The organism is Asaia sp. VD9 (assembly GCF_037150015.1).
Taxonomy (GTDB): domain Bacteria; phylum Pseudomonadota; class Alphaproteobacteria; order Acetobacterales; family Acetobacteraceae; genus Asaia.
Genome location: NZ_JBBCQM010000001.1, coordinates 458846 through 480337 on the forward strand (window position 1 = coordinate 458846; position 21492 = coordinate 480337).

Sequence of the window (21492 nt, forward strand, 5' to 3'; positions counted from 1 at the left end):
GCGTGGCGCGACCGGCTGCTTCAGAGGGTGGGAGGCCGAACACATGACCCGTACAAAACTCACTGCGGCTGCTTCCTTCCGGACCTGACCGGGTTCGCAAGCCGTCCGTCCAAGGCCGACCTCCCGGTGCAGGGTTAACACCATTCTGCCTCTGCTACGCAAGAGGCAGAATCAGGTTTTTTACAATCCGCTCGCTCCGCCACCCTCATGACGACGATCCCAGCCGCCATAGAGCTTGCCGGTTGTGGGGGCCGCCACAGAGGGACGCCCGAAGAGGATCCCTTCCGCCACGCCCCAGGGGCGATGCGGCGAGAGTGTGTATCCCTCGAGCTGAAGCTGCTGCATGACGTCCGTACTGAGCGCGCGCGGCTCGAGTTCGATGGCGGAGGGCTTCCACTGCTCATGGAGTCGCGGCAGATCGACGGCCTGCTGGATATCGAGCCCGCCATCGATTACGCCAAGCACCACGGACAACACGATGGTGGGGATGCGTGAGCCGCCCGGACTGCCGATCACCATGAAGGGCTTGCCCCCATGGGAAATGATGGTGGGGGCCATGGAAGAAAGCGGCGTCTTGCCCGGCGCGATAGCGTTCGCCTCCGATCCGACAATGCCGAACATGTTCGCGCTGCCCGGCTTGGCGGCAAAATCATCCATCTCGTCATTGAGAAAGAAGCCCGTATCGCCGCCAATCACCCCAGCCCCGAACCAGCCATTGAGCGTGTAGGTGGCCGAAATGGCAAATCCTGAACGATCCGCCACGGAGAACTGGGTCGTCTCGTGCTTTTCACGATCTGCGGCTGGCTGTGCCTGCGTGGCACCTGGCAAAGCAGCACCGGCGACGAGCGCATCGGAGTTCAGGGCGTGATCCAGGGGAATACCCTTGCGGATTTCAGCTGCGTAACCCGGGTCGATCAAATGAGCCACGGGATTCTTGACGAAATCCGGATCGCCCAGATCGCGACGATCGGAATAGGTGTGACGCATGGCCTCAACCTGACGCTGCACCCCCGCGACGCTTCTCAGTCCGAGTTGCTTCATGTCATAGCCCGAGAGGATATCGAGCATCTCGCACAGCGCGACGCCTCCCCCACTCGGCGGAGGGGCGGTGTCGATATCATAGCCGCGATACTGGCAATGAATCGGCGCAAATTCACGCGGATGATAGGCAGCGAAATCCGCAAGGGTCAGGATGCCGCCATTGCTCTGGCTGGCCGCCACCACGCGCTGGGCGATATCCCCCTTATAGAAGACATCCGGCCCCTTGCTCGCGATGCTGCGCAATGTGCGGGCCAGTTCGGTCTGAATCAGTCGGTCCCCCGGCTGAAGCGGCGTGCCATCAGGGCGCAGAAAGATTTTTGCAGCGTGCGGGTCCTTGCGGAAGGCGTCGGTGCTGGTGTGCAGCAGATCCGCATCGCCCTGGCCAATCACGAACCCCTTCTCGGCCAGTTCGATGGCGGGCGCCATCACCCTGGCGCGGCTCAGCTTGCCCCAGCGACGATGAATTTCGTCCAGGCCCGCGACCGTGCCCGGAACACCTACGGCGCGCCAGCCCTCGATGGAGGCTTTCGCATCCACCTTGCCCTGCGCGTCCTGATACATGGTGGGTGTCGCGGCCTGAGGCGCGCGCTCGCGAAAATCGATGAAGGTTGTCTTGCCATCCGGCAGGCGCAGGGTCATGAAACCGCCGCCGCCGATATTACCGGCGGCCGGATAGACCACTGCAAGCGCGTAGCCTACCGCAACGGCGGCATCGGCCGCGTTACCGCCTGATGCCATGATCTTGCGGCCCGCCTCGGAGGCAAGATGCTGGGCCGAAACCACCATGCCGCGCGTGCCCATGACGGGTTTGACCGGCTTGAGCTCAGGATTGACCGTCCCGAAAGCAAGAGGGTCGAAGGGCATGGGAGCGGGGGATGCCGCAGATGCAGGAGCTGCCGAGGCGAGACTCGGCAGGGAAACTCCAGCGAGGAGGAGCGACAGGGCTGCCGTCCGGATGCAGACATGCTTCACGTGGATCGTTCCTTGCAGATCAGGCAGAAGCAATCAGCTTCAGACGTAAGGCGGCTTCGTAAAGCCAGCGGGCGATAGCGTGAAAATCTCGCATCCATCGCTTGTTACGGCAAGCATATGTTCGAACTGTGCAGAGAGAGAGCGGTCGCGCGTAACGGCTGTCCATCCATCTTCGAGCGTCTTTGTGCCTTCCTTGCCCAGATTGAGCATGGGCTCGATGGTAAAGACCATTCCCTCGCGCAGCTTCAATCCCTTGCCTGGAGTACCGTAATGCACGACCTGCGGCTCGGCATGGAATTCGCGCCCGATGCCATGACCACAGAAATCACGCACGACCGAAAGCCGCTTGCCTTCCGCAAAGCTCTGGATTGCATGACCGACATCGCCAAGCGTCTTGCCCGGCGCCACCTCTGCGATGCCGAGCATCAGCGCCTTGTACGTTGCCTCAACGAGATTGACAGCCTTCTTGGGGACATTGCCCACCAGATACATACGCGACGTATCGCCGTACCAGCCCTCCAGGATCGAGGTCACATCGATATTGACGATATCCCCATCCTTCAGGCAGCGCTCACCCGGAATACCATGACAAACGACATGATTGATCGAGATACAGCAGGATTTGGGGAAGCCGCGATAATTCAGCGGCGCAGGAATCGCTCCGTGATCCAGGGTAAACGCGTGAATAAGGCGGTTAAGGTCATCTGTCTTGGCGCCCGGCACCACATGAGGCGTGATCATGTCGAGAGTCGCGGCGGCAAGCTGACCCGCTTTTCTCAGACCGACGAAATCCTCTTCGGTGTAGATGGTGATACCGTGATCATGCGCCATACTATCCATGCCCTGTTCCTGCCTCCACTCATTGTCTCTAATTATCGGAGATGAGTGAAAATGCGCTTTGACAGCGCAAGGAGCAAGGCTAATGGCGCGGTTTTTCCGTGCCACCCCCAAAAGCCAGGCTATTCAGCCCTGGCTCATTAGCCCTTCTGGTGACGTGATGTCTTCTTGGTCGAAACGACATGACGCGATGTGGCCATGCGCAGCTTGGCTGAGGCGACACTGTGACGCTTCGCGCCATGGCCGACGGGCTGATAGCGGCGCGGCCCCGTAGGTGCCTCGGCCACCTCGAACACTGCGCTCGATCCTCCAGCCACATGACCGTGACGACGTGCATTCCGAGCCAGCACCACGGGAGGGTGGAGCGGGGCCATGGGCGCTACGCCCTCAGCCGCAAAGCCCTGATCGAGGATCGAGGCCATCATGGCATTACGCTGCGGGTTCGACCGTGCGCCCAGCACCACACCGACCAGCCGCACATTACTGCGCATGGCGGAGGTGATGAGATTATGGCCAGCAAGATCGGTATACCCGGTCTTCATGCCATCAGCCCCGGCATAGGTCTTGAGCATGGGGTTGTGGTTCGGAATCATGCGGCCGTGAAACGCGAACATCGGCGTCGAGAAGTAATGGTAGTATTCAGGAAAATCCTGAACCAGATGCTGCGCCAGCATCGAGAGGTCACGCGCGGTCGTCACCTGATCGGGGTCCGGAAGACCCGAGGCATTGCGAAATGTCGTGTTGGACATACCGAGAGCACGGGCCTGCTGCGTCATCATGTTGGCGAAACGCACCTCGTCGCCCCCACCGATGAGTTCCCCGAGGGCGCAGGCAGCGTCATTGGCCGATTTGGTGACCAGGCCTAGAATGGCTTGCTGCACGGTGAAACGCGTACCCGGAACGAGGCCAAGCTTGGAGGGTGCCTGTGTAGAGGCGTGGATCGAGACCGGCACGGCGGTGTCCGGCGTGATATCCCCGGCGCGCAAAGCGCGAAACGCCATGTAGAGTGTCATCAGCTTGGTCAGCGAGGCCGGGTAGCGCTGAAGATCGGGGTCGACCTGCGACAGCACCGCACCGCTATTCACATCGACAACATAGGAGCTGACATGCCCTGCATACTGGGCACGAGCCAACTTGGGCGTCGCGACCATGCCGACACTCAGGCCGATGCCGAGAGCGGTCCGGGTGAACACGGTCCATTTGCGCGCCTTGCCCGTTCGCTTCGCCTTCGACAGGCTCTTCTTCTTTTCGGACTGCGTGCAGTAGGTCACTCGTGCCCCCGGATTTCTGGCGGTTTTCCCATCATAGACAGACACATTTCCTGTCGTCCATGATCATCTGACCCAATTGCGGGAAAAATAAGGTAAAGAATGGCTTATCCGGTAATTTGCCGCTTTGTGGCCTGTTAGATCTTTGCGATCCCTATTTCGATCCCATATGGTCGTGACCATGGATACCCGCGCAACATCTCCTGAAACCTCCACAACGCTTGGTGTTGCACCCGGCGCGCCATTTCTCGTCCGGGAAGTCCCCCTTTTCGTACGCGGCGCGCAGGATTCTGGCCCCGATGAACCCCCTGGCAAGAATGGCACCGGAGACGACTCGCACATAAGCGTGGTGACCCAGACCCGACCCGAGACGCGCCGTCCGGCGATGTACAAGGTGTTGATGCTGAATGACGATTATACCCCGATGGAGTTCGTCGTTCATGTGCTCGAGCGCTTTTTCTCGAAGTCGCGGGAGGAAGCGACGAATATCATGCTCAATGTCCACAAAAAGGGTGTCGGCGTTTGCGGCGTCTTCACCTTCGAGGTGGCAGAGAGCAAGGTAACGCAGGTGATGGACCTCGCCAGGCAGAACCAGCATCCGCTGCAATGCATGATCGAGAAGGCCTGAACCTCAGACCCGACCAGAAGCTGGCGCAGAAACAGCGCATGAGACCCTTTTACAAAATCAAGATCTGCTTACATCCTGTCTCGTTGGCCCGTCACGCCTGACCCAAAGGAGCGCCCTCATGTTGTCTCGTATGCTCGAACAGACGCTCCATCGCGCCCTCACCCTGGCTGGTGAGCGACGCCACGAATACGCCACGCTCGAACATCTGCTTCTTGCCCTGACCGAAGACACCGATTCGGTAACAGTTTTCAAGGCGTGTGGCATCGATCTCGAGAAACTGCGTGCCGACCTGACGGAGTTTCTGGACAAGGATCTGGCTGGGCTGGCCTCGGACCGCCCCACTGAACCCAAACCGACTGCGGCCTTCCAGCGCGTGATCCAGCGCGCGGCGATTCACGTACAATCTACCGGCCGCGATGAAGTGACGGGTGCCAACGTGCTCGTCGCCCTGTTTGCCGAGCGCGAGAGCCATGCTGTCTATTTCCTGCAATTGCAGGACATGACGCGCCTCGATGCGGTCAATTTCATCTCGCATGGCATTGCAAAGGCGCCTGACCGCTCCAGCCGCCGCACCCCAACCGGGTCGCGCGACAAGGAAGAGGGTGAGCGCGAGGAAAAGCAGGGCAAAGCCGCCAAGCCGCAGGAAGCCCTCGCGGCTTATTGCGTCGATCTGAACAAGCGCGCCGAAGAAGGCAAGATCGATCCGCTGATCGGCCGTGACGGCGAGGTCGAGCGTACGATCCAGATCCTCTGCCGCCGTACCAAGAATAACCCGCTCTATGTCGGCGATCCGGGGGTGGGCAAGACCGCTATCGCCGAAGGCCTGGCCAAGCGCATCGTCGAGGGCGATGTGCCTGAAGTGTTGCTCGATGCGACGATCTTCTCTCTCGACATGGGCGCGCTCCTTGCGGGAACCCGCTACCGCGGTGACTTCGAGGAACGTCTCAAGGCCGTCGTGACCGAACTCGACCAGACGCCAGGCGCCATTCTGTTCATTGACGAGATCCATACCGTGATCGGTGCAGGCGCAACCTCCGGCGGCGCTATGGACGCATCGAATTTGCTCAAGCCGGCGCTGGCTGCAGGCACGCTGCGTTGCATCGGCTCGACCACCTACAAGGAATACCGCCAGCATTTCGAGAAAGATCGCGCTCTGGTCCGGCGCTTCCAGAAGATCGATGTACCGGAGCCCTCAATCAGCGACACGATCAAGATCCTGCGCGGGTTGAAGGGTAATTACGAGCGTCATCACAAGGTGCGTTACACCGATGACGCGCTGAAGGCGGCCGTCGAGCTGTCGGCAAAATACATGCATGACCGCAAGCTGCCGGACAAGGCGATCGATATCATCGACGAGGCCGGGGCATCCCGCATGCTTCTACCCGAAAGCAAGCGTCGCAAGACGGTGACACTCAAGGATATCGAGGAAATCGTCGCGAAGATTGCGCGCATTCCGCCCAAATCGGTTTCGACCGATGACCGCGAGACCCTGCGCCTGCTGTCGCGCGACCTCAAGAACATGGTGTTCGGTCAGGATCGGGCCATCGAAGCCCTCAGCTCGGCCATCAAGCTGGCCCGGGCTGGTCTGCGCGATCCGGAAAAACCGATCGGCAATTACCTTTTCTCCGGCCCGACGGGCGTGGGCAAGACCGAGGTGGCCAAGCAGCTTGCGGCCTCTCTCGGCGTCGAGCTGATCCGCTTCGATATGTCCGAATATATGGAGCGTCACTCCATTTCACGCCTGATCGGTGCCCCGCCGGGTTATGTCGGGTTCGATCAGGGCGGCTTGCTCACCGATGCCATCGACCAGCACCCTCACGCCGTGCTGCTGCTCGATGAAATCGAGAAGGCGCATCCGGAGCTCTACAACATCCTGCTCCAGGTCATGGATCACGGCCGTCTGACGGACCACAACGGCAAGACGATCGACTTCCGCAATGTGATCCTGATCATGACGACCAATGCGGGCGCCGCCGATCTGAGCAAGGAGGCAGTGGGCTTTGGACGGACGGACCGCGTGGGCGAGGATGAGGATGCGATCAAGCGTCTTTTCACCCCCGAGTTCCGCAACCGTCTGGACGCGATCATCCCGTTCGCCAATCTGACGCCAGAGACCGTTGGCCGTGTCGTCGAAAAATTCGTGCTTCAGCTTGAGGCGCAGCTCGCAGATCGTCATGTGACCATCGAGATCACCTCGGCGGCCAAGGAATGGCTGGCAGAGCGTGGTTATGACCGCCATTACGGCGCACGCCCACTTGGACGTGTCATTCAGGACACGATCAAGAAGCCCCTGGCGGAAGAGCTTCTGTTTGGCGCTCTGGCCAATGGCGGTGCAGTACGCATCGGTCTCAAGGATAACGCCCTGCATTTCGATTTCCTCGAAGTCACCCCCTCCGCCCCCAAGAGTGGAGAGGAAGACTCCGATGAGAAATCGGAGGCAACCAGCGACAATTGAGGCGCTTAGTCAGTACGGCACGAAAAAGGCGGTGGGTTACCCCACCGCCTTTTCTCATTCGTAGCGTGTGCCGTTGACCTGCACGAAACCGGGGAGTGCCCAGTGACGCCCCGTACCATGGTGCGTCCAGTCTATGCCTTGGCTTCGCTCTGAATCGAAATAATAGCGCCCGACGACGTCCACCTGATCGCCCGGCTTCACCCAAGGCCAGTTCGGTGCATTCATCCTGTCCAGATCCGAGACGATACGGATGCTGTGACCGGGCGCAGTTTGCAGGATGAAGTAACCATGCACCCCACTGCGTGTCCTGCGCGAACGCCGCGCAACGGAGACCACCTGCCCGCAGATATGCTCGGGCAGATCCACGCGTGTGGGTCCCGTCTGCATGAATCCTGCCTGATCTGACAGAAACTTCTGGTTGTCGCATTGGGTCGGGGCTAACCCGCTCGGCGCCCCTCCCACGGTTTGCGCCCGCGCATGAGGGGTTCCGGCCAAGATCACCAGGCCCAGCACAGCCAGGCCCGATGCACCGATCAAAGAACCGGTTCGGCGACGGGAATCCGTCCCAATCGGGTGAAGCGGAAACCCTTTGGAAGCGGCGCTCATTTCTTGTGCAACGTGTCAGGCTTATGGGCGGCCTTTGCCCCCGTCTTGTCGCTTTCGACCAGGATCTTGGGGTTGTCCTTCGAGGCCTTGATCTCATTGCTTTTGATCTTCATGGGCTTGGTCACCGTCTTGACCACCTGCCCCTCGGTCTCGCCATTGCTCGTCTTCCAGGTGACATCGTCACCTTTCTTGAAGTCCTTTGCCGACATGATGCCTGTCCTTGCCTTGAGCAGGCCTCGCCCATGCGAGAGCCTTTGAGTGAACAGGCCGAACGCGACAGCAGGGCACGATGTTGCCTCCCAACCGAAGGACCGATGCATAAAAAAAACCGCCCGGCGAGGGGCGGCTTTTGGGGTGTTCCTTTCTACGCAGATCAGGCCGCAACCGGATTGCGCGCGCTCTGAACATCCAGGATCTGCTTGAGGATACCGGGGAATTCCGACAGATGGCCGATGCGCAGCAATCCAGGCCAGGACGGGGCAGGCTTGCTGAGATCGCGCAGCAGCACACAGGCCATTCCCGCGCGACGCGCGGCTTCAGCGCCCGTGTCAGAGTCCTCCAGCACGATGCAATGTTCGGGCCCTACGCCTTCAAGCTCGGCAGCGTGCAGATAGAGATCAGGGCGCGGCTTTGGCATGTCGAGATCACGGCCGGAATGGATACGCTCTTCCTCGAGCAATTCGTCGAGGCCGGTGCTCGAGAATTTGGCTTCCATTTCCGCGCCGGAGGAGTTCGAGCCGATACGGATCGGCAAGCCGAGATCATGCACACGCTGTAGCATGTCATGGGCACCGTCGATCGTCTCGGCTTCGGTTTCCATCATTTTGACAATGCGGTCCTGCATCATCATGTCCCAGTTCGCTGGCATTTCCTTACCGGTCTCGCGTCCGATGCGCTCGCCAATCTTGACGAGCTCACCACCGGTGAAAATCTTGTGTGCTTCCTCGTTCGAGAGGTTCCAGCCGTAATTACGGGCCTCCTCCGCCATCTTGGCGGTGGAAAGATGCTCTCCATCCACAAGGACGCCATCACAGTCGAAAATGACGAGCTTAAGGGCGCCATCTTCACGCAGGGCAGCGGGGATATCAGTAGCGTGTGAGGGTGCTACGGTCATGACATTGTCCTCTCTCGTTGCGTGCGCGCGCCGATCAGCACGTCCTGCACTCAGGGTTTGGGCAATCACGAAATCGTGTGTATGACCCTAAAATAGGCATGGGCGAGCCAATTGCAAGGAAAAAAAGACAAATAATGTCAAAAAAGGGGAGGAGAGAGCATCACGCGCTCTATTAGGGATCAATCACATGAATATCCTCATGGATAACACCCCCCATGTTTATCAGCTATATGCCACTTGATTGCGCGCTCATATGACAAACACATGACGATACTGGAAAAGACTTATGGACCCGCAGCAGAGTTCTAGTTCTTACTTGTCTGTCCGGATCTATAATCGAAATGCCTAAAGCAAAGGAGAAGAGCTGGGCACAGTTTGTCCGAACTGGACCTTCCATCAACTTGAACAGAGAGCGTGCCGGTAGCCTTGCGGTTTCGCAATGAACACGTGAATTATCGGTAGCCTGGCCGTCATCTCCCTGCGCCGTGGAACGGTTCTGAGCAGGCGCGCGCACTCAACAAGAAAACAGAGTGTCTCGTTACCGGGCATAGCGGGTGAGATAGTCACAGGCGATTGCATGATCCGAGACGACAGCCAGCATGTCGCGCGTATCCTTCATTGCGAAAGCGCCCTCCTCGACTTCGCCCAACCCGGATTTGACGTGAGCCACCTGACTGTCCTCTGCGCCAACCCGTATCACGCGCAGGCCAATCAACAGGGCCGCTCGGACCTCCGCTTCAGATGAGGCGACAAAAAGACAAAGCTCGGGCGCGACGCCAATGCGCCGAGCCGCCTCGTTCAATGCTTCGCCGATCGATGCGACACTATTGGATCTGTCATACCTGATCAGGACATCGAACCGGTCTGCGAGCGCTTTCGCCGCAAAGGCCGCACGGCTCCCCGCGCCCTCATCGCACGTCAGTATGGCCCGTGGCACGTGGCGCTTATCCAGCAAGTCGAACAGTGACAGGACGCCCGCTTCAAGCGCGGGCGTCCGGCCCGATGAGCGCTCTGCGAGAGCCGGGTCGGAGTCCGCCAGCACCCCTCCCAAGGCAAGAATCACCCCTCGAACCGGGGTTTGCGGCGTTGAGACAAGGTGATCCGGCAGGATATGGGCGGGCATGACTATCCCCTTTTCCTGGGCTGAAATATGGTCTTGCGACGTTCGGGTCCGGACGCGTTATTATCGCGCGCGGCGCAGTGATCGAGAGGCAGGCTGAGTGCACCAAGCAACTCTCTCACCCGCAAAAGAACGGATAGCGGACCAGGCTGTTCACTTCATCAGTTCACAACCACGCTAGTCAGACTGTGCCTTCCCCGCCTCTCACCCTTCATGATGACTATTTTGAGGCCGCTGTCGTGGTCTGCTTATGGGCTGCGCGATACAGCACCCACTCCTCAACGACGCGCCCATAAGCAAGGTGGCAGTACCCGACATCTCCCTCCTTCTCATGCCTGATCTCGAGCTTCCCTTCCTGTTGCTTGCAATAAACCGAGGCGGGATTGGCCATAGCGACCGAGGGCGGGGAGCCACCCCCTGCGTCACAGCCCACGAGGGTCAGAGCAACCACACAGCCTAGACAGACATACCCGGAGATTGCGCGTGATGCTTTCATTGTGAATTCCTCCCGAAGAACGATGGACCCAGCTTCACAGATGACCCATGCCCATCGATACGTCGAGGACTGACCGCACAGTGCCTCCTTCATTCAGAAGCAAGGGCGATCGATCCGCCCCGACTGAAGAGAACATCAAAGAGAACGAGATCCCTGCCCCCTCAGATGGGGAAGCGGGCATCTCACCATAGCGTGTCCGACCACACCGGAATTTGAGCCACCTCCCCTCTTCCTCGCCGGATCATTCCCTCGTTCAGTCTCGCTTCCCGACCCGGCTCACCTTGAGCAGGGGCGTCCAACTGACAGGAGTAAATGCTATGGATTTGGGTCTCAAGGACAAGGTCGCGGTCATCACTGGCGGGAGCGTCGGTATCGGGCTCGCCGTCGCTGAGGGGCTTGCCCGCGAAGGGGCGCATATCGTGATGGTCGCCCGTGACAAGGCGCGACTGGACGAGGCTTCCACAAATCTTGCCGAGACGCATGGCGTGCGCTGCCTGCCCGTCGCCGCCGATGTCGCAACGCTCGAGGGGGTTCAGGCGATCATCGACCAGACCGAGGCCGCGTTCGGTGGCGCCGATATTCTGATCAACAATGCAGGCACCGGGTCCAACGAGACCATCATGGAAGCCACAGACGAAAAATGGCAGCTCTATTGGGACCTGCACGTCATGGCCGCCATTCGTCTTGCCCGCGGTCTGGTGCCCGGCATGAAGAAGCGCGGTGGCGGTGCCATCATCCATAATGCGTCGATCTGCGCTGCCCAGCCCTTGTGGTATGAGCCGATCTACAACGTCACGAAATCCGCCCTGATGATGTTCTCCAAGACCCTGTCGACCGAGGTGATCAAGGATAATATCCGCGTCAACTGCGTCAATCCGGGCCTGATCCTGACGCCGGACTGGATCAAGACCGCCAAGCAGCTTACCAGCGAAAGCGGCGGTGACTGGGAAGCCTATCTCCAATCCGTAGCCGATGAACACGCCCCGATCAAACGCTTCGGCACACCTGAAGAGCTGGCGAATTTCTTCGTATTCCTGTGCTCGGACAAAGCCTCCTACAGCGTAGGATCTTCCTATTTCGTCGATGGCGGTATGCTTAAAACCCTTTGATGCATAGCAATGCGAAGTTACCCGCAATGTGGTATCGATAGGGTAGAAAAGCCCCCCTCTCCTGGTTGGAAGGGGAGGCCCGTTTTAAGGGAATGGCTGGATTTTCCTGCCGCATCCCGCAAGGAACAAGACCGATGAGTGACAAGAAACGCTTCGCCGGAAAAACGGCGCTCGTGACGGGGGCCGCAGGCAATATCGGGCTCGCCGTCGCGCGTCGCCTTGCAAAGGAAGGCAGTCATGTCGTGCTGCTGGATCTGGATCAAGGCAAGCTCGATACTGCCGCCAGCTCGCTTGCCGAGCACGGGGTCAAGGTAAAGACCGTCGTTTGCGACGTAACCAATTACACCAGCGTCGAAGAGGCTATCGACTACGCTGAGAAGACTATCGGCCCAATCGACCTGCTCTTCAACAATGCCGGCTATCAGGGGGCTTTTGCCCCGATCCACGAATACCCTGTGGAGGACTTCCAGCGTGTGGTGGATATCGATCTCGTGGGCGCCTTCCATGTTCTACGTGCCGTATCGCGCCGCATGGTGGCTCGTCGTAGTGGCAGCATTGTCAATACTGCCAGCATGGCCGGGCTGCAGGGCCCTCCGAATATGGGCGCCTATGGATCGTCGAAATTTGGAGTGGTCGGATTGACGCAGGTGGCGTCCAAGGATCTCGCCCCGCATAATATCCGCGTCAACGGTATCGCTCCTGCCCTGATGGGGCCGGGCTTCATGTGGGATCGCCAGACCGAATTGCAGGCGGCAACCAACACCCAGTATTTCTCCACCAATCCCGAGACGGTGAAGAAGGAAATGGTTGCCGGCGTGCCCATGCGTCGTCTGGGCGATATCGAGGAGATACCAGGCACAGTCGCTTTTCTGCTCAGCGAGGATTCGAGCTACATCACGGGTGTCACGCTACCCATTTCCGGCGGCATTCTCTGATCGGATGCACTCGGGCGAGACGGTGCTGCATCGTCTCGCCTTTGTGCCTGGGTAGGTCTCAGCCCAGGCACCAACGGCGGCGCAAATGCTCCGAGGTTCGAAGGCTGGATGGTCTGGGGACCGAAGGGGGTGGATCAAATACACCCTCAGAAAGGTAGCGCAGCGCGCTGACGACGCCAGCATGGGAGAACGGCTTCGCGATTACGCCATGCGCCCCTGAGTAATCTTCCGGTATCTTTGAAACATTGGCGGTCATGAACACGATAAGCGCTTCGGGCCAGCGCTCCTTGATATGTTCGCACACCTCGAAACCGTTCGATCCCTGCGCCAGATGGAGATCAACCAACGCGAGTTGTGGATTGAGATCCGCTGGCAGGGCCTCGACCTCCTGAAGCGAGACCGCTGCCCCCACCACCTCATGGCCGCAATCCACGATGAGGGCCTCCATATCCATGGCGATGATCATCTCATCCTCCACGATCAGCACATCCAGAGGCGCGGCCATCAAGGCATCTCGCTTTTGGGAAAGGTGATCGTCACACAGGTCCCTGGCGCATTATCGCTCCATCTCACCTGAGCCTGAACCTGACGAACGAGCCTTGTGATCAGTGCCGCGCCAATACTTTTCGTACGCCTGACAGCGGGCATCCCCGGTCCATCGTCGCAAATCCTGATTGTGCCCTGCCCTTTTTCCTCCCCCGCGAAAAGCGCGAGAATTCCGGATCTTCCATCGGCGAAACCGTGTTTGATCGCGTTGGTCAGGATCTCGTTCAGAATCAATCCAAGCGCCGAAGCATACGCCGAATCGACCATTAGCGAGCGCGTCCGAAGCGCCAGCTCAATATCATTGCGACCGCTCGACCCAATGACATCCCGAGCCAGACTTTCGGCAAACATTCCAATATCGAAGGTCGCAATGTCATCGGACTGATAGAGTTGGCGATGAACGACTGCCAGTGCGTCCACGCGTTCGAGCATACTGTCGAGCTTCGCCACGATGGCCGGGTCATCGATGCTGCGGGCCTGCAAGCGCAAGAGCGAGCCGATCATGGTCAGGTTGTTCTTGACCCGGTGATCGACCTCATGGAGCAAGATCGTCTTGGCCTCAAGCGCGTCACGCAAATCGGCCGTGCGACGTTCGACCTCGCGCTCCACGAGGGCCTTTTGCTGATTGATGATCTGCTGCGCCTCGACGCGCTCCGTCACATTAAGCTGAGAGGCAAAAAAGAAACGTATCGCGCCCGCAGCGTCTCGGACCGGAGACAGATAGAGCGCGTTCCAGAATATCGATCCATCCTTTCGATAATTCAACAGATCGACATCAATATCGTGGCCTTGCTCGATGGCCGCACGAACCTGCGCGACGGAGGCAGGATCAGTTTTCGGCCCCTGCAGGAAACGGCAATTCTTACCCATGATTTCTTCGCGGTCGTAGCCAGTCAGTTCCTGGAAAGCGACATTGCAGAAGACAATGGGATTATCATCCTGATGCGGATCGGTAATCACCATGGGCATACGCGTGGCACGCACGGCCGCTGCAAACGGGTCACCACGCCCATGTTCGTAATCTAGCGCATCGGTCAGGTGCCAGTCGTCGCGTTGCTTCACTCTCTCATCTCCGGTGACTGCCGGAGGGCATCACATCGGCGTTAAACGGTATGTTCGAGGGAGGGTTTCACGGAAGTCCCTTCTGAAAAACAGGGGTATGTGTCGCTTTTCTGAAAGATGCAGGACCGAAGTCCGGGAGTACACGCGCCCCTCGAATAGACAGTCCGGAATTGGACCATCCAATGGCCCTTGATACAGAGGCGCGGGGAGATATCGGACCCTCCAGGCCCGCGGCGCCTTCGCGCAAGCGCTCCAGATTCCGACCAGCAGAGAAAAAAATTGCAACTGCCCGACAGCCGCATCAGGATGAGGTGCCGATAAACGATCATGTCTTGCCCGCTGCATCGTGCTATCGCCAGGGCGATGATCATCTTGTTTATGATCGCAGGAACTCACGCCTGAATATTTGCCAAAGACCCGCTGTACTTGCCTCCAGGAGGATGAACAGATGTTTTTGCTCAACTATTTCCGGACACTCATCCGACGCGCTCTTCCATCTGGGAACGCGTCATGACCCGGCAGCCATCCCCTTGGGCGCAACAATCTTCGCGTTCCCTAGGCGCCACTCTCGACTTGCTTGTGAAGCCCGTCGCAAAAGCGCTTGCGCTGGACCAGAGCCTCGACACCGAGAGCAAAGCTCCGCTGCGCTGTGATCTGCGCCTCTCGACCAGTATCGCGTGGCTCTTTCTCGCACTCGACGCCTTTCTATTCCTGCGATGCCCGATCGGTTTCATCAGCGTTCCGATTTTCGCCTTGTTTCCGCCCCTGATATGGTTGAGCCTCGTTATGAACAGCCTCTCCGCGTTCATTGCCCGGGCGGATGACAGGCAAGGCGAGAGTCTCATCCAGGCCCGCATCGTCGGTCTCGTCTCGGCAATCATGATCCTTGTAGCCAGCATGATCGCTGCCGTGATCGCCGCAGCGCTGAACCCGACAGTTCCGGCGATCTCCATGACAGGCTATCTTGCAGGCGGCCTTTTCCTCGCGCCACCGATCTATCAGACCGCACGGCTCGCCATGATCGGTTGGCGAATACCCGGCTTCGGTCTGGCGAAAAAGCCTCCGCCTGAGGTCGACACCTGACAGAAGACGGACGGTCCTGCCCCCCTCTCTTGACCCAGACTGGTCGTGGAAAGGGAGGACGCGGCGTGAACCTCTCGCGCGCAGGGAAAGAACGAGCCCGGCGCATATAGCCAGTGACTGGAGACGTGCATAACCTCTCCAGTCGTCATCGAGATGGGCTCGAAAACTCGGGCATTCGGCGCGATTGTGCCTGATCTGCCTGGCTACTTCACGGGAGGAGACACATCCGATGAAGCACTAAGCCGCGCGGCCAAGGCCATCACCCAATGGATCAAGGACGCCATCGAGAACGGGCATAACGTGCTCCGCCCATCGTTGCTTGTTCACCTCCGCGCCGGGCGCGATTGGGCCGGGCCGGGCCGGTATGGGTTTGGGGTTTCGCCTCTCAATACGGTGCTGTTCGGAGAGTCGGATGTGCACACCACGATCACGGCGCCGCGCTGTGGCCCGTCCGGGCAGACGCACTAGCGCATGAAACGAACCGCGCTCTGGCATGATCGCCTGGCTCGCTCTGATGGCTTGAGCCCATGAGAGGGTGTCGAACGAGCAGATCCGTAGCACGGCTGCTCCGCTGAGGACACAATCACTGAAACACTTTCTCGTCCCGGAGGCCGAAAAATCGCTCAAGCGTCTCAATCGAATTGTCAGGAAAATCGTGGTGCTGCTAGCGAGGATTGAACTCGCGACCTCTCCCTTACCAAGGGAGTGCTCTACCACTGAGCTACAGCAGCAACTGGAGCGCTTCGTAGCTTCTCAGCCTGAAAGCTGCAAGCCCCGAAAGCGCTTTTTTTTGTAAAAGAATCAGTCGTCGCGATGAATTTTTTCCATGCGCTCATGACGCTCCTGCGCCTCGATCGACATGGTTGCGATCGGACGCGCCTCAAGACGCCGCAGGCCGATCGGCTCGCCCGTTTCCTCGCAGTAACCGTATGACCCGTTTTCGACGCGCTGCAGCGCGAGATTGATCTTGCCGATGAGCTTGCGGGCGCGATCACGCGTCCTCAGTTCCAGCGCACGATCGGTCTCGACGCTGGCGCGGTCGGTCACATCGGCCTCGTGTATCCCCCCTTCCGAGAGACTGGCGAGCGTCAGATTGGCTTCCTTGAGCAGATCATTGCGCCAGCGGAGCAATTTCTGTCTGAAGAACTCCACCTGGAGCGGATTCATGAACTCTTCTTCGTCAGAGGGCCGATAATCCGGGGGGAGCGTGATCATGCACGTCTGTCCTTAACGCAAATCGCTTGAACCTTGCCGCTCCGCAAGACGCCCTGAGAAGGACACAGGCCCAAACCCGTATCCTGAGCAAAACGGTATGGCTGGTTTGGCGCGGCTTATACAAGGGCAGGGCTGATAAGCCAAGCCCGATTTGCCATAAACCGCAGCGAAAGGACTGAATAAAGCTCGAAACTCTATAAATCCTATCTGTGTAATGAAAATGACATAACCGCATTGTCTTTGCACCTATGCGGTAGAGAACAATAATCCTGTATTATGAACTTTGAATTTTTTTCCCAAAGCCTGACATAGGAGGCGTGCGACGCGTTATTGATCGGCGTGCGCGTTTTTCTTGTCGGCGTTGCGCCTGATCTGGCCGCTGCATTGCCATACTGCGTCGATACCGCCCGATCGGGCGGTATCAGGCGGCGTCGTTCGGCTGATCGTACAAAATTAGCCTAGTGACTCATAAGGATCGAGACGCCAGGACGCGGGCTCTGCGGCTGCAAGGGCCGTCCATTCCTTCATGAGCGGATGAGCGAGCACAGCATCCCGATAACACGCTGCCCGCGGGGAGAGCGCCACCGCATAGGACGCGAAACGGGAAACGACCGGAGCGAACATGATGTCCGCATTACCCAGAACGGTCCCGAACAGATAGGGCCCTTCCCCGCCGAAACGCGCCAATGTATCGACCCAAAGCGCATCGATACGGGCAATATCCCTGAGCACCTCGGCATTCATCTCAGGCAGCGCGCGCCCCTCGCGGCCAAGATTCATGGGCAGGGCCTGACGCAGGGCACGAAACCCGGAGTGCATCTCTGAAGCGATGCTGCGTGCATGGGCGCGCGCCTTGCGCTCCTCGGGCCAGAGGCTCGGAGCGAACTCGGCGCAATACTCGCAAATCGCGAGGCTTTCCCAGATCTGCGCCCCGTCATGTTCGAGAAAAGGAACGAGCCCGTTTGGGGAAACGTCGTGGATTTCGGTGGTCTGACCGCCACCGCGCAGCGCGATCACATGATCCGGCACATCGAGCCCCGCTGCGCGCACGGCAAGCCAGCCACGCAGGGACCAGGAAGAATAGCGGCGCGTACCAATGACAAGACGGTTCATAAGACCCGGCTCCCCTCAGGAAAGGATGAAGCCCCCGCCCAGAACGCGGCTGCCCTGATACAGCACGCAGGCCTGACCCGGCGCGGGCATGGCCGCCTCATCCAATACTACGCGCGCCCCCCCGGCAAGAGGATAGACCCAGGCCTCCCGGGTGATCTCGCGGGCTCGGATCTGAACGTGGCAGCGCACGCCTTCAGATGACGGGTCGATCAGCCAGTTCATGTCCCGCAGGGAAAATTCGAGCTTCCCGGCATTATCCTTTGGGCCGACGATGATGCGGCGCGTCGTGGCGTCGATACGCTTGACGATCTGGCGGCGCCCATCCTTGGTATGAATGTCGCCCAGGCGCTTGCTCTGCCCGACAGTGTAACGGGCAATGCCCTCATGCTGGCCAAGCACGCGGCCTGTTTCATCCACGATCTCGCCCGATCCATGGATCTCAGGGCGCAGCTTCTCGACGACCGAAGCATACGTACCTGACGGCACGAAGCAGATATCCTGGCTGTCGGGCTTGGCCGCGATAGCCAGGCCAAACTCCTCGGCCTTCCGGCGCACGGCATCCTTGTTCGGCATGTCCCCCAGAGGGAAGCGCAGATAATCAAGCTGATCCTGGGTGGTCGCGAAGAGGAACCAGGACTGGTCACGTGAGACATCGGACGGTCGATGCAGTTCGGCACGCCCCTCCCCTTCGAGGCGACGGACGTAATGGCCAGTCGCCATTGCCTCGCAGCCCAGATCGCGTGCCATGGCCAACAGGTCAGTGAACTTCACCCCCTGATTACAGGCGACGCAGGGCACAGGCGTTTCGCCACGCGCGTAACTATCGGCAAAGCTCGCCATGACGCTACTGCGGAAACGGTCTTCCGCATTGATCACGTAATGGGGGATATCCAGCCGATCGGCGACAGCACGCGCATCGAGGATGTCGCGCCCGGCACAGCATGCGCCTGGCTTCGACACGGCCTGACCGTGGTCATAAAGCTGCAGCGTCGCACCAATGACCTCATGCCCTTCCTGTTTCAGCAATGCGGCCACAACAGAACTGTCCACGCCTCCCGACATGGCAACAAGGATACGCATGAGATCTCTCTTATTCTGGAAAAAGCGTCAGGCGGAGGTCAGGACGTCTTGGGCAGACGCACAACCAGACCATCCAGCGCGTCTGTCATAACGATCTGACACCCGAGACGGGAAGTTTTTTCGAGACCGAATGCGAGATCGAGCATGTCTTCCTCGTCATCCGTCGGCGCCGAGAGCTTGTCCGCCCATTCCGGATCGACCACTACATGGCAGGTCGCACAGGCTAGCGAGCCCTCGCAGGCTCCCTCGAGTTCGATATCATGCTTATGGGCAATCTCGAGGACCGACAGGCCGACCGGGGCATCGACTTCCTTGCGCGACCCGTCCTGCTCGACGAAAATCATATGTGGCATGTTCTTGTTACCCTGCTTGTTCGTTACGCAGCCTTATAGGCCTTGCGCGCAGCGCCCTCGAATTGCCTGAGTGCCTGCACGATCTCGGGCGTGGAGGTAAAGCGTCCGAGAGACAGACGCAAGCATCGTGCAGCGTCTTTTGCTTCGAGCCCCATGGCCGTCAGAACATAAGAAGGGGACACCTCTGCAGAGGTACAAGCCGAGCCCGTTGAAAGCGCCACCTTCGGTAGAGCAGCCATGACGTCCCGCGCCAGATAGCCTGGCGGGAAGATCAGATTAAGCGCGCCAGCGAGCCTTGGCGCTGACTCCGCATTGACGCCGATACCGGGAAACAGCGTCTCGAGCCCTTCGAGCAACGTTCCGCGCAGGGATCGCAGCCGCACCTGTTCCTCCTCAAGGCTGGCTCGGGCCAGCTGGGCGGCGCGTCCAAATCCCACGATGAGCGGGGTGGGCAATGTGCCCGAGCGCAGCCCGCGCTCCTGACCACCACCAGAGAAGAGCGGCAGGAGCCGCGCGCGGGGGCGATGCCTGACATAGAGCGCACCAACTCCCTTCGGGCCGTAGAACTTATGCGCCGAGAGCGACATGAGATCGACGCCCTCACAAGTCAGCGCCATCTTGCCCGCCGCCTGGGCAGCGTCGGTGTGGAACAGCGCCCCGGCCTGGCGAGCCATGGCCGATAGGGCAGAAATATCCTGAATGACCCCGGTCTCGTTATTGGCGGTCATGACGCTGACGAGTGCCGTCGGCGTCTCGAGGGCCTTCGCCAGATGCGCCTGATCGAGAAGACCGCTGGACGAGACGGGCAAGATGACGGGGTCGAACCCTTCATTTGCCAGTTCCCGTACCGATTCGAGGACGCATTTATGCTCGGTCGCTACGGTGATCAGGCGCTTCCTCGGGCTGTCCTGCCGCGCCAGAAAGCGCGCCGCCCCCTTGATCGCCAGATTATTGGCCTCGGTCGCGCCGGAGGTGAAAACGACCTCACGCGGCATTGCCCCGATCAGCGCGGCCACTTCTTCCCGCGCGGTTTCCACAGCCTCGGCTGCGCGATGACCTGCCGCATGGCCTTCACTATGCGGATTGCCGAAATCCTCGCTGAACCAGGGGAGCATCCTGGCCAGCACATCCGGGTCGCAACGTGTCGTTGCCTGGTTATCGAGATAGATCATGCCGCATTCTTTCCCAGCCGGGCAGCCATGGCCTGATAAGCCACGATGAAACCCTCGATCGCCGCCTCATCGATATTCCAGGGCAGCGAAACCCGGATGGCATTGGCCGCCACCGCACCCAGCCCCATCGCTTCGAGGACGTGAGAGGCCGTGACCTTCCCTGACGAACAGGCCGACCCGGTCGAAACAGCATATCCGGCCAGATCCAGCATCATCAGCTGTGTCTGGGCAGAAACGCCGGGCAGTATCAGGGAGGTTGTGTTGGGCAGACGGGCCGCCAGCCTGTCTCCAGTGACACGCGCGCCGCACGCCAGGGCGGCATTGTCGATGCGATCGCGCAGCGCCGCGACCGGGCTCCAGTCCTGTGCCCCTGCGGCCTCGAACGCGGCAGCCATGCTCACGATAGCAGGGAGTGCCTGGGTGCCCCCCCGTCTTCCGCGCTCCTGCCCTCCTCCGCGCATCATGGGGGCGACATGACCCTCGGCTCCCAGAATGAGCGCCCCCGCTCCCTTGCTGCCCCCTGCCTTGTGCCCGGAGACAGCGAGGCTGGTTAGCCCCTCGACACTGAAAGGCACACGCCCGGCAATCTGCACCGCATCGACATGAAGCAGGGCCCCGTGACGGGCGCATAGCGCCTGCACAGCCTCAACAGGGTGACGGATACCGGTCTCGTTATTGGCCGCCATGACACAAACCAGCGCATGACCGTCCTGCCTGAGCTGAGCCTCGAGAGTTTCAAGGCATAAACGGCCATCAGCCAGAACAGGCAGAGTCACAACCTCATTCGCGGCCATACGGACTGCGTCATGTTCCGTTGCACCGACAAGCAGACGACGCCCCGCGCCAAAAGCATGGATGGCCAGACTATTTGCCTCCGTGCCCCCCGAGGTGAAGATCACCTGCTCCGGCCCGGCTTCCCAGAACCGACCGACCTGGTCGCGCGCCGCCTCGAGCGCACGTCGCGCGATGCGACCCGGCCCATGAACGGATGACGGATTACCAGCCAGACTGAGCGCGTCCACCATGGCGGCCATGGCCTCATCACGCATAATTTCGGTAGCATTGGCGTCGAGATAAACCGTCATGCGCCTATAAATCGGCCTGATTCGAGGGAGTGCAAGTCAAAAGCGCAGAATCGCGAAATGATGCCCCCTGACGATTTCTGTGGAATTTTACCCTTCAGCCTCGTTATACACTCCGCCAATGATGGCGTGGTGCCCCCGTCATGGGAGGCCTTTTGGGCAGTCCGACCGAGCCCACGCCGCGTCAGGGAATATCCACTCGATA

At 59.7% G+C, this 21492-nt stretch carries 22 protein-coding genes, 1 tRNA gene and 1 other RNA gene; 6 read left to right on the forward strand and 18 right to left on the reverse strand.

The window, feature by feature from the left end:
• Positions 1–27 precede the first annotated feature (27 nt).
• The 4 genes from ffs to WFJ47_RS02070 all read right to left on the reverse strand — a co-directional run bounded on the left by ffs (position 28) and on the right by WFJ47_RS02070 (position 4121).
• Positions 28–124, reverse strand: an RNA gene (gene ffs / locus WFJ47_RS02055) — signal recognition particle sRNA small type.
• 56 nt (positions 125–180) lie between these two features.
• On the reverse strand, positions 181–1905 hold the full coding sequence (ggt, locus tag WFJ47_RS02060) for a gamma-glutamyltransferase (protein ID WP_336760650.1): 1725 nt from the start codon (positions 1903–1905) through the stop codon (positions 181–183).
• A gap of 147 nt (positions 1906–2052) precedes the next feature.
• Positions 2053–2844, reverse strand: coding sequence for a type I methionyl aminopeptidase (map, locus tag WFJ47_RS02065; RefSeq protein ID WP_127102905.1), 792 nt, complete (start codon positions 2842–2844; stop codon positions 2053–2055).
• Positions 2845–2990: 146 nt separating this feature from the next.
• A complete protein-coding gene (locus tag WFJ47_RS02070; RefSeq protein WP_408868602.1) occupies positions 2991–4121 on the reverse strand; it encodes a D-alanyl-D-alanine carboxypeptidase family protein in 1131 nt (376 codons plus the stop codon).
• 178 nt (positions 4122–4299) lie between these two features.
• On the opposite strand from WFJ47_RS02070, the gene clpS reads away from it, so the two are divergent.
• Both clpS and clpA read left to right on the forward strand, forming a co-directional pair.
• Positions 4300–4746 (forward strand): ATP-dependent Clp protease adapter ClpS, encoded by a 447-nt coding sequence (gene clpS / locus WFJ47_RS02075; RefSeq protein WP_336760544.1) that lies wholly within the window; start codon positions 4300–4302, stop codon positions 4744–4746.
• Positions 4747–4864: 118 nt separating this feature from the next.
• Positions 4865–7201, forward strand: a complete 2337-nt coding sequence (gene clpA / locus WFJ47_RS02080) for an ATP-dependent Clp protease ATP-binding subunit ClpA (protein ID WP_336760546.1) — start codon at positions 4865–4867, stop codon at positions 7199–7201.
• Positions 7202–7255: 54 nt separating this feature from the next.
• Here clpA and WFJ47_RS02085 read toward each other — a convergent pair whose 3' ends face one another.
• From WFJ47_RS02085 to WFJ47_RS02105, 5 genes are all read right to left on the reverse strand, one after another.
• Complete coding sequence (locus tag WFJ47_RS02085; RefSeq protein WP_408868600.1) at positions 7256–7807, reverse strand: hypothetical protein; 552 nt, start codon at positions 7805–7807, stop codon at positions 7256–7258.
• Positions 7804–8016, reverse strand: coding sequence for a DUF2945 domain-containing protein (locus tag WFJ47_RS02090; RefSeq protein ID WP_336760548.1), 213 nt, complete (start codon positions 8014–8016; stop codon positions 7804–7806). Before WFJ47_RS02090 ends, WFJ47_RS02085 begins: the two co-directional genes overlap by 4 nt.
• 164 nt (positions 8017–8180) lie before the next feature.
• On the reverse strand, positions 8181–8921 hold the full coding sequence (locus tag WFJ47_RS02095) for an HAD family phosphatase (RefSeq protein WP_127102770.1): 741 nt from the start codon (positions 8919–8921) through the stop codon (positions 8181–8183).
• Between the two features lie 538 nt (positions 8922–9459).
• Positions 9460–10044 carry a hypothetical protein gene (locus WFJ47_RS02100; RefSeq protein WP_336760551.1) on the reverse strand — a complete coding sequence of 195 codons (585 nt, stop codon included), beginning with the start codon at positions 10042–10044 and terminating at the stop codon, positions 9460–9462.
• Between the two features lie 217 nt (positions 10045–10261).
• Positions 10262–10537 carry a DUF333 domain-containing protein gene (locus tag WFJ47_RS02105; protein WP_336760553.1) on the reverse strand — a complete coding sequence of 92 codons (276 nt, stop codon included), beginning with the start codon at positions 10535–10537 and terminating at the stop codon, positions 10262–10264.
• 317 nt (positions 10538–10854) lie between these two features.
• On the opposite strand from WFJ47_RS02105, the gene WFJ47_RS02110 reads away from it, so the two are divergent.
• Positions 10855–11646 (forward strand): SDR family oxidoreductase, encoded by a 792-nt coding sequence (locus WFJ47_RS02110; RefSeq protein WP_336760555.1) that lies wholly within the window; start codon positions 10855–10857, stop codon positions 11644–11646.
• Positions 11647–11780: 134 nt separating this feature from the next.
• Positions 11781–12581, forward strand: a complete 801-nt coding sequence (locus WFJ47_RS02115; protein WP_127102766.1) for an SDR family NAD(P)-dependent oxidoreductase — start codon at positions 11781–11783, stop codon at positions 12579–12581.
• Between the two features lie 58 nt (positions 12582–12639).
• Here the strand turns inward: WFJ47_RS02115 and WFJ47_RS02120 are convergent, their stop codons facing one another.
• Entirely contained in the window at positions 12640–13086 is a 447-nt protein-coding gene (locus WFJ47_RS02120; RefSeq protein WP_127102765.1) for a response regulator, read from the reverse strand.
• Positions 13086–14189, reverse strand: a complete 1104-nt coding sequence (locus WFJ47_RS02125) for a histidine kinase dimerization/phosphoacceptor domain -containing protein (RefSeq protein ID WP_336760558.1) — start codon at positions 14187–14189, stop codon at positions 13086–13088. The genes WFJ47_RS02120 and WFJ47_RS02125 overlap by 1 nt, the downstream gene beginning before the upstream one ends.
• Positions 14190–14699: 510 nt before the next feature.
• Here WFJ47_RS02125 and WFJ47_RS02130 point away from each other — a divergent pair.
• Together WFJ47_RS02130 and WFJ47_RS02135 are read left to right on the forward strand one after the other, a co-directional pair.
• Positions 14700–15272 (forward strand): hypothetical protein, encoded by a 573-nt coding sequence (locus tag WFJ47_RS02130; protein ID WP_336760560.1) that lies wholly within the window; start codon positions 14700–14702, stop codon positions 15270–15272.
• A 147-nt stretch (positions 15273–15419) separates the two neighbouring features.
• Positions 15420–15740, forward strand: coding sequence for a type II toxin-antitoxin system HicB family antitoxin (locus WFJ47_RS02135; RefSeq protein ID WP_336760656.1), 321 nt, complete (start codon positions 15420–15422; stop codon positions 15738–15740).
• A gap of 188 nt (positions 15741–15928) precedes the next feature.
• Here WFJ47_RS02135 and WFJ47_RS02140 read toward each other — a convergent pair.
• The 7 genes from WFJ47_RS02140 to WFJ47_RS02170 all read right to left on the reverse strand — a co-directional run bounded on the left by WFJ47_RS02140 (position 15929) and on the right by WFJ47_RS02170 (position 21290).
• A tRNA-Thr gene (locus tag WFJ47_RS02140) sits at positions 15929–16003 on the reverse strand.
• A gap of 70 nt (positions 16004–16073) precedes the next feature.
• Positions 16074–16487, reverse strand: coding sequence for an RNA polymerase-binding protein DksA (gene dksA, locus WFJ47_RS02145; protein WP_127102762.1), 414 nt, complete (start codon positions 16485–16487; stop codon positions 16074–16076).
• Between the two features lie 453 nt (positions 16488–16940).
• Positions 16941–17600 (reverse strand): glutathione S-transferase family protein, encoded by a 660-nt coding sequence (locus WFJ47_RS02150; RefSeq protein ID WP_336760562.1) that lies wholly within the window; start codon positions 17598–17600, stop codon positions 16941–16943.
• A 15-nt stretch (positions 17601–17615) separates the two neighbouring features.
• Positions 17616–18680: a tRNA 2-thiouridine(34) synthase MnmA gene (mnmA, locus tag WFJ47_RS02155; protein ID WP_127102760.1), complete on the reverse strand. Its 1065-nt coding sequence runs from the start codon at positions 18678–18680 to the stop codon at positions 17616–17618.
• Positions 18681–18718: 38 nt separating this feature from the next.
• On the reverse strand, positions 18719–19033 hold the full coding sequence (locus tag WFJ47_RS02160; RefSeq protein WP_127102759.1) for a ferredoxin family 2Fe-2S iron-sulfur cluster binding protein: 315 nt from the start codon (positions 19031–19033) through the stop codon (positions 18719–18721).
• A 23-nt stretch (positions 19034–19056) separates the two neighbouring features.
• Entirely contained in the window at positions 19057–20205 is a 1149-nt protein-coding gene (locus WFJ47_RS02165) for a cysteine desulfurase family protein (protein ID WP_336760564.1), read from the reverse strand.
• Positions 20202–21290: an aminotransferase class V-fold PLP-dependent enzyme gene (locus WFJ47_RS02170; protein ID WP_336760565.1), complete on the reverse strand. Its 1089-nt coding sequence runs from the start codon at positions 21288–21290 to the stop codon at positions 20202–20204. Before WFJ47_RS02170 ends, WFJ47_RS02165 begins: the two co-directional genes overlap by 4 nt.
• Between the last annotated feature and the right edge of the window lie 202 nt (positions 21291–21492).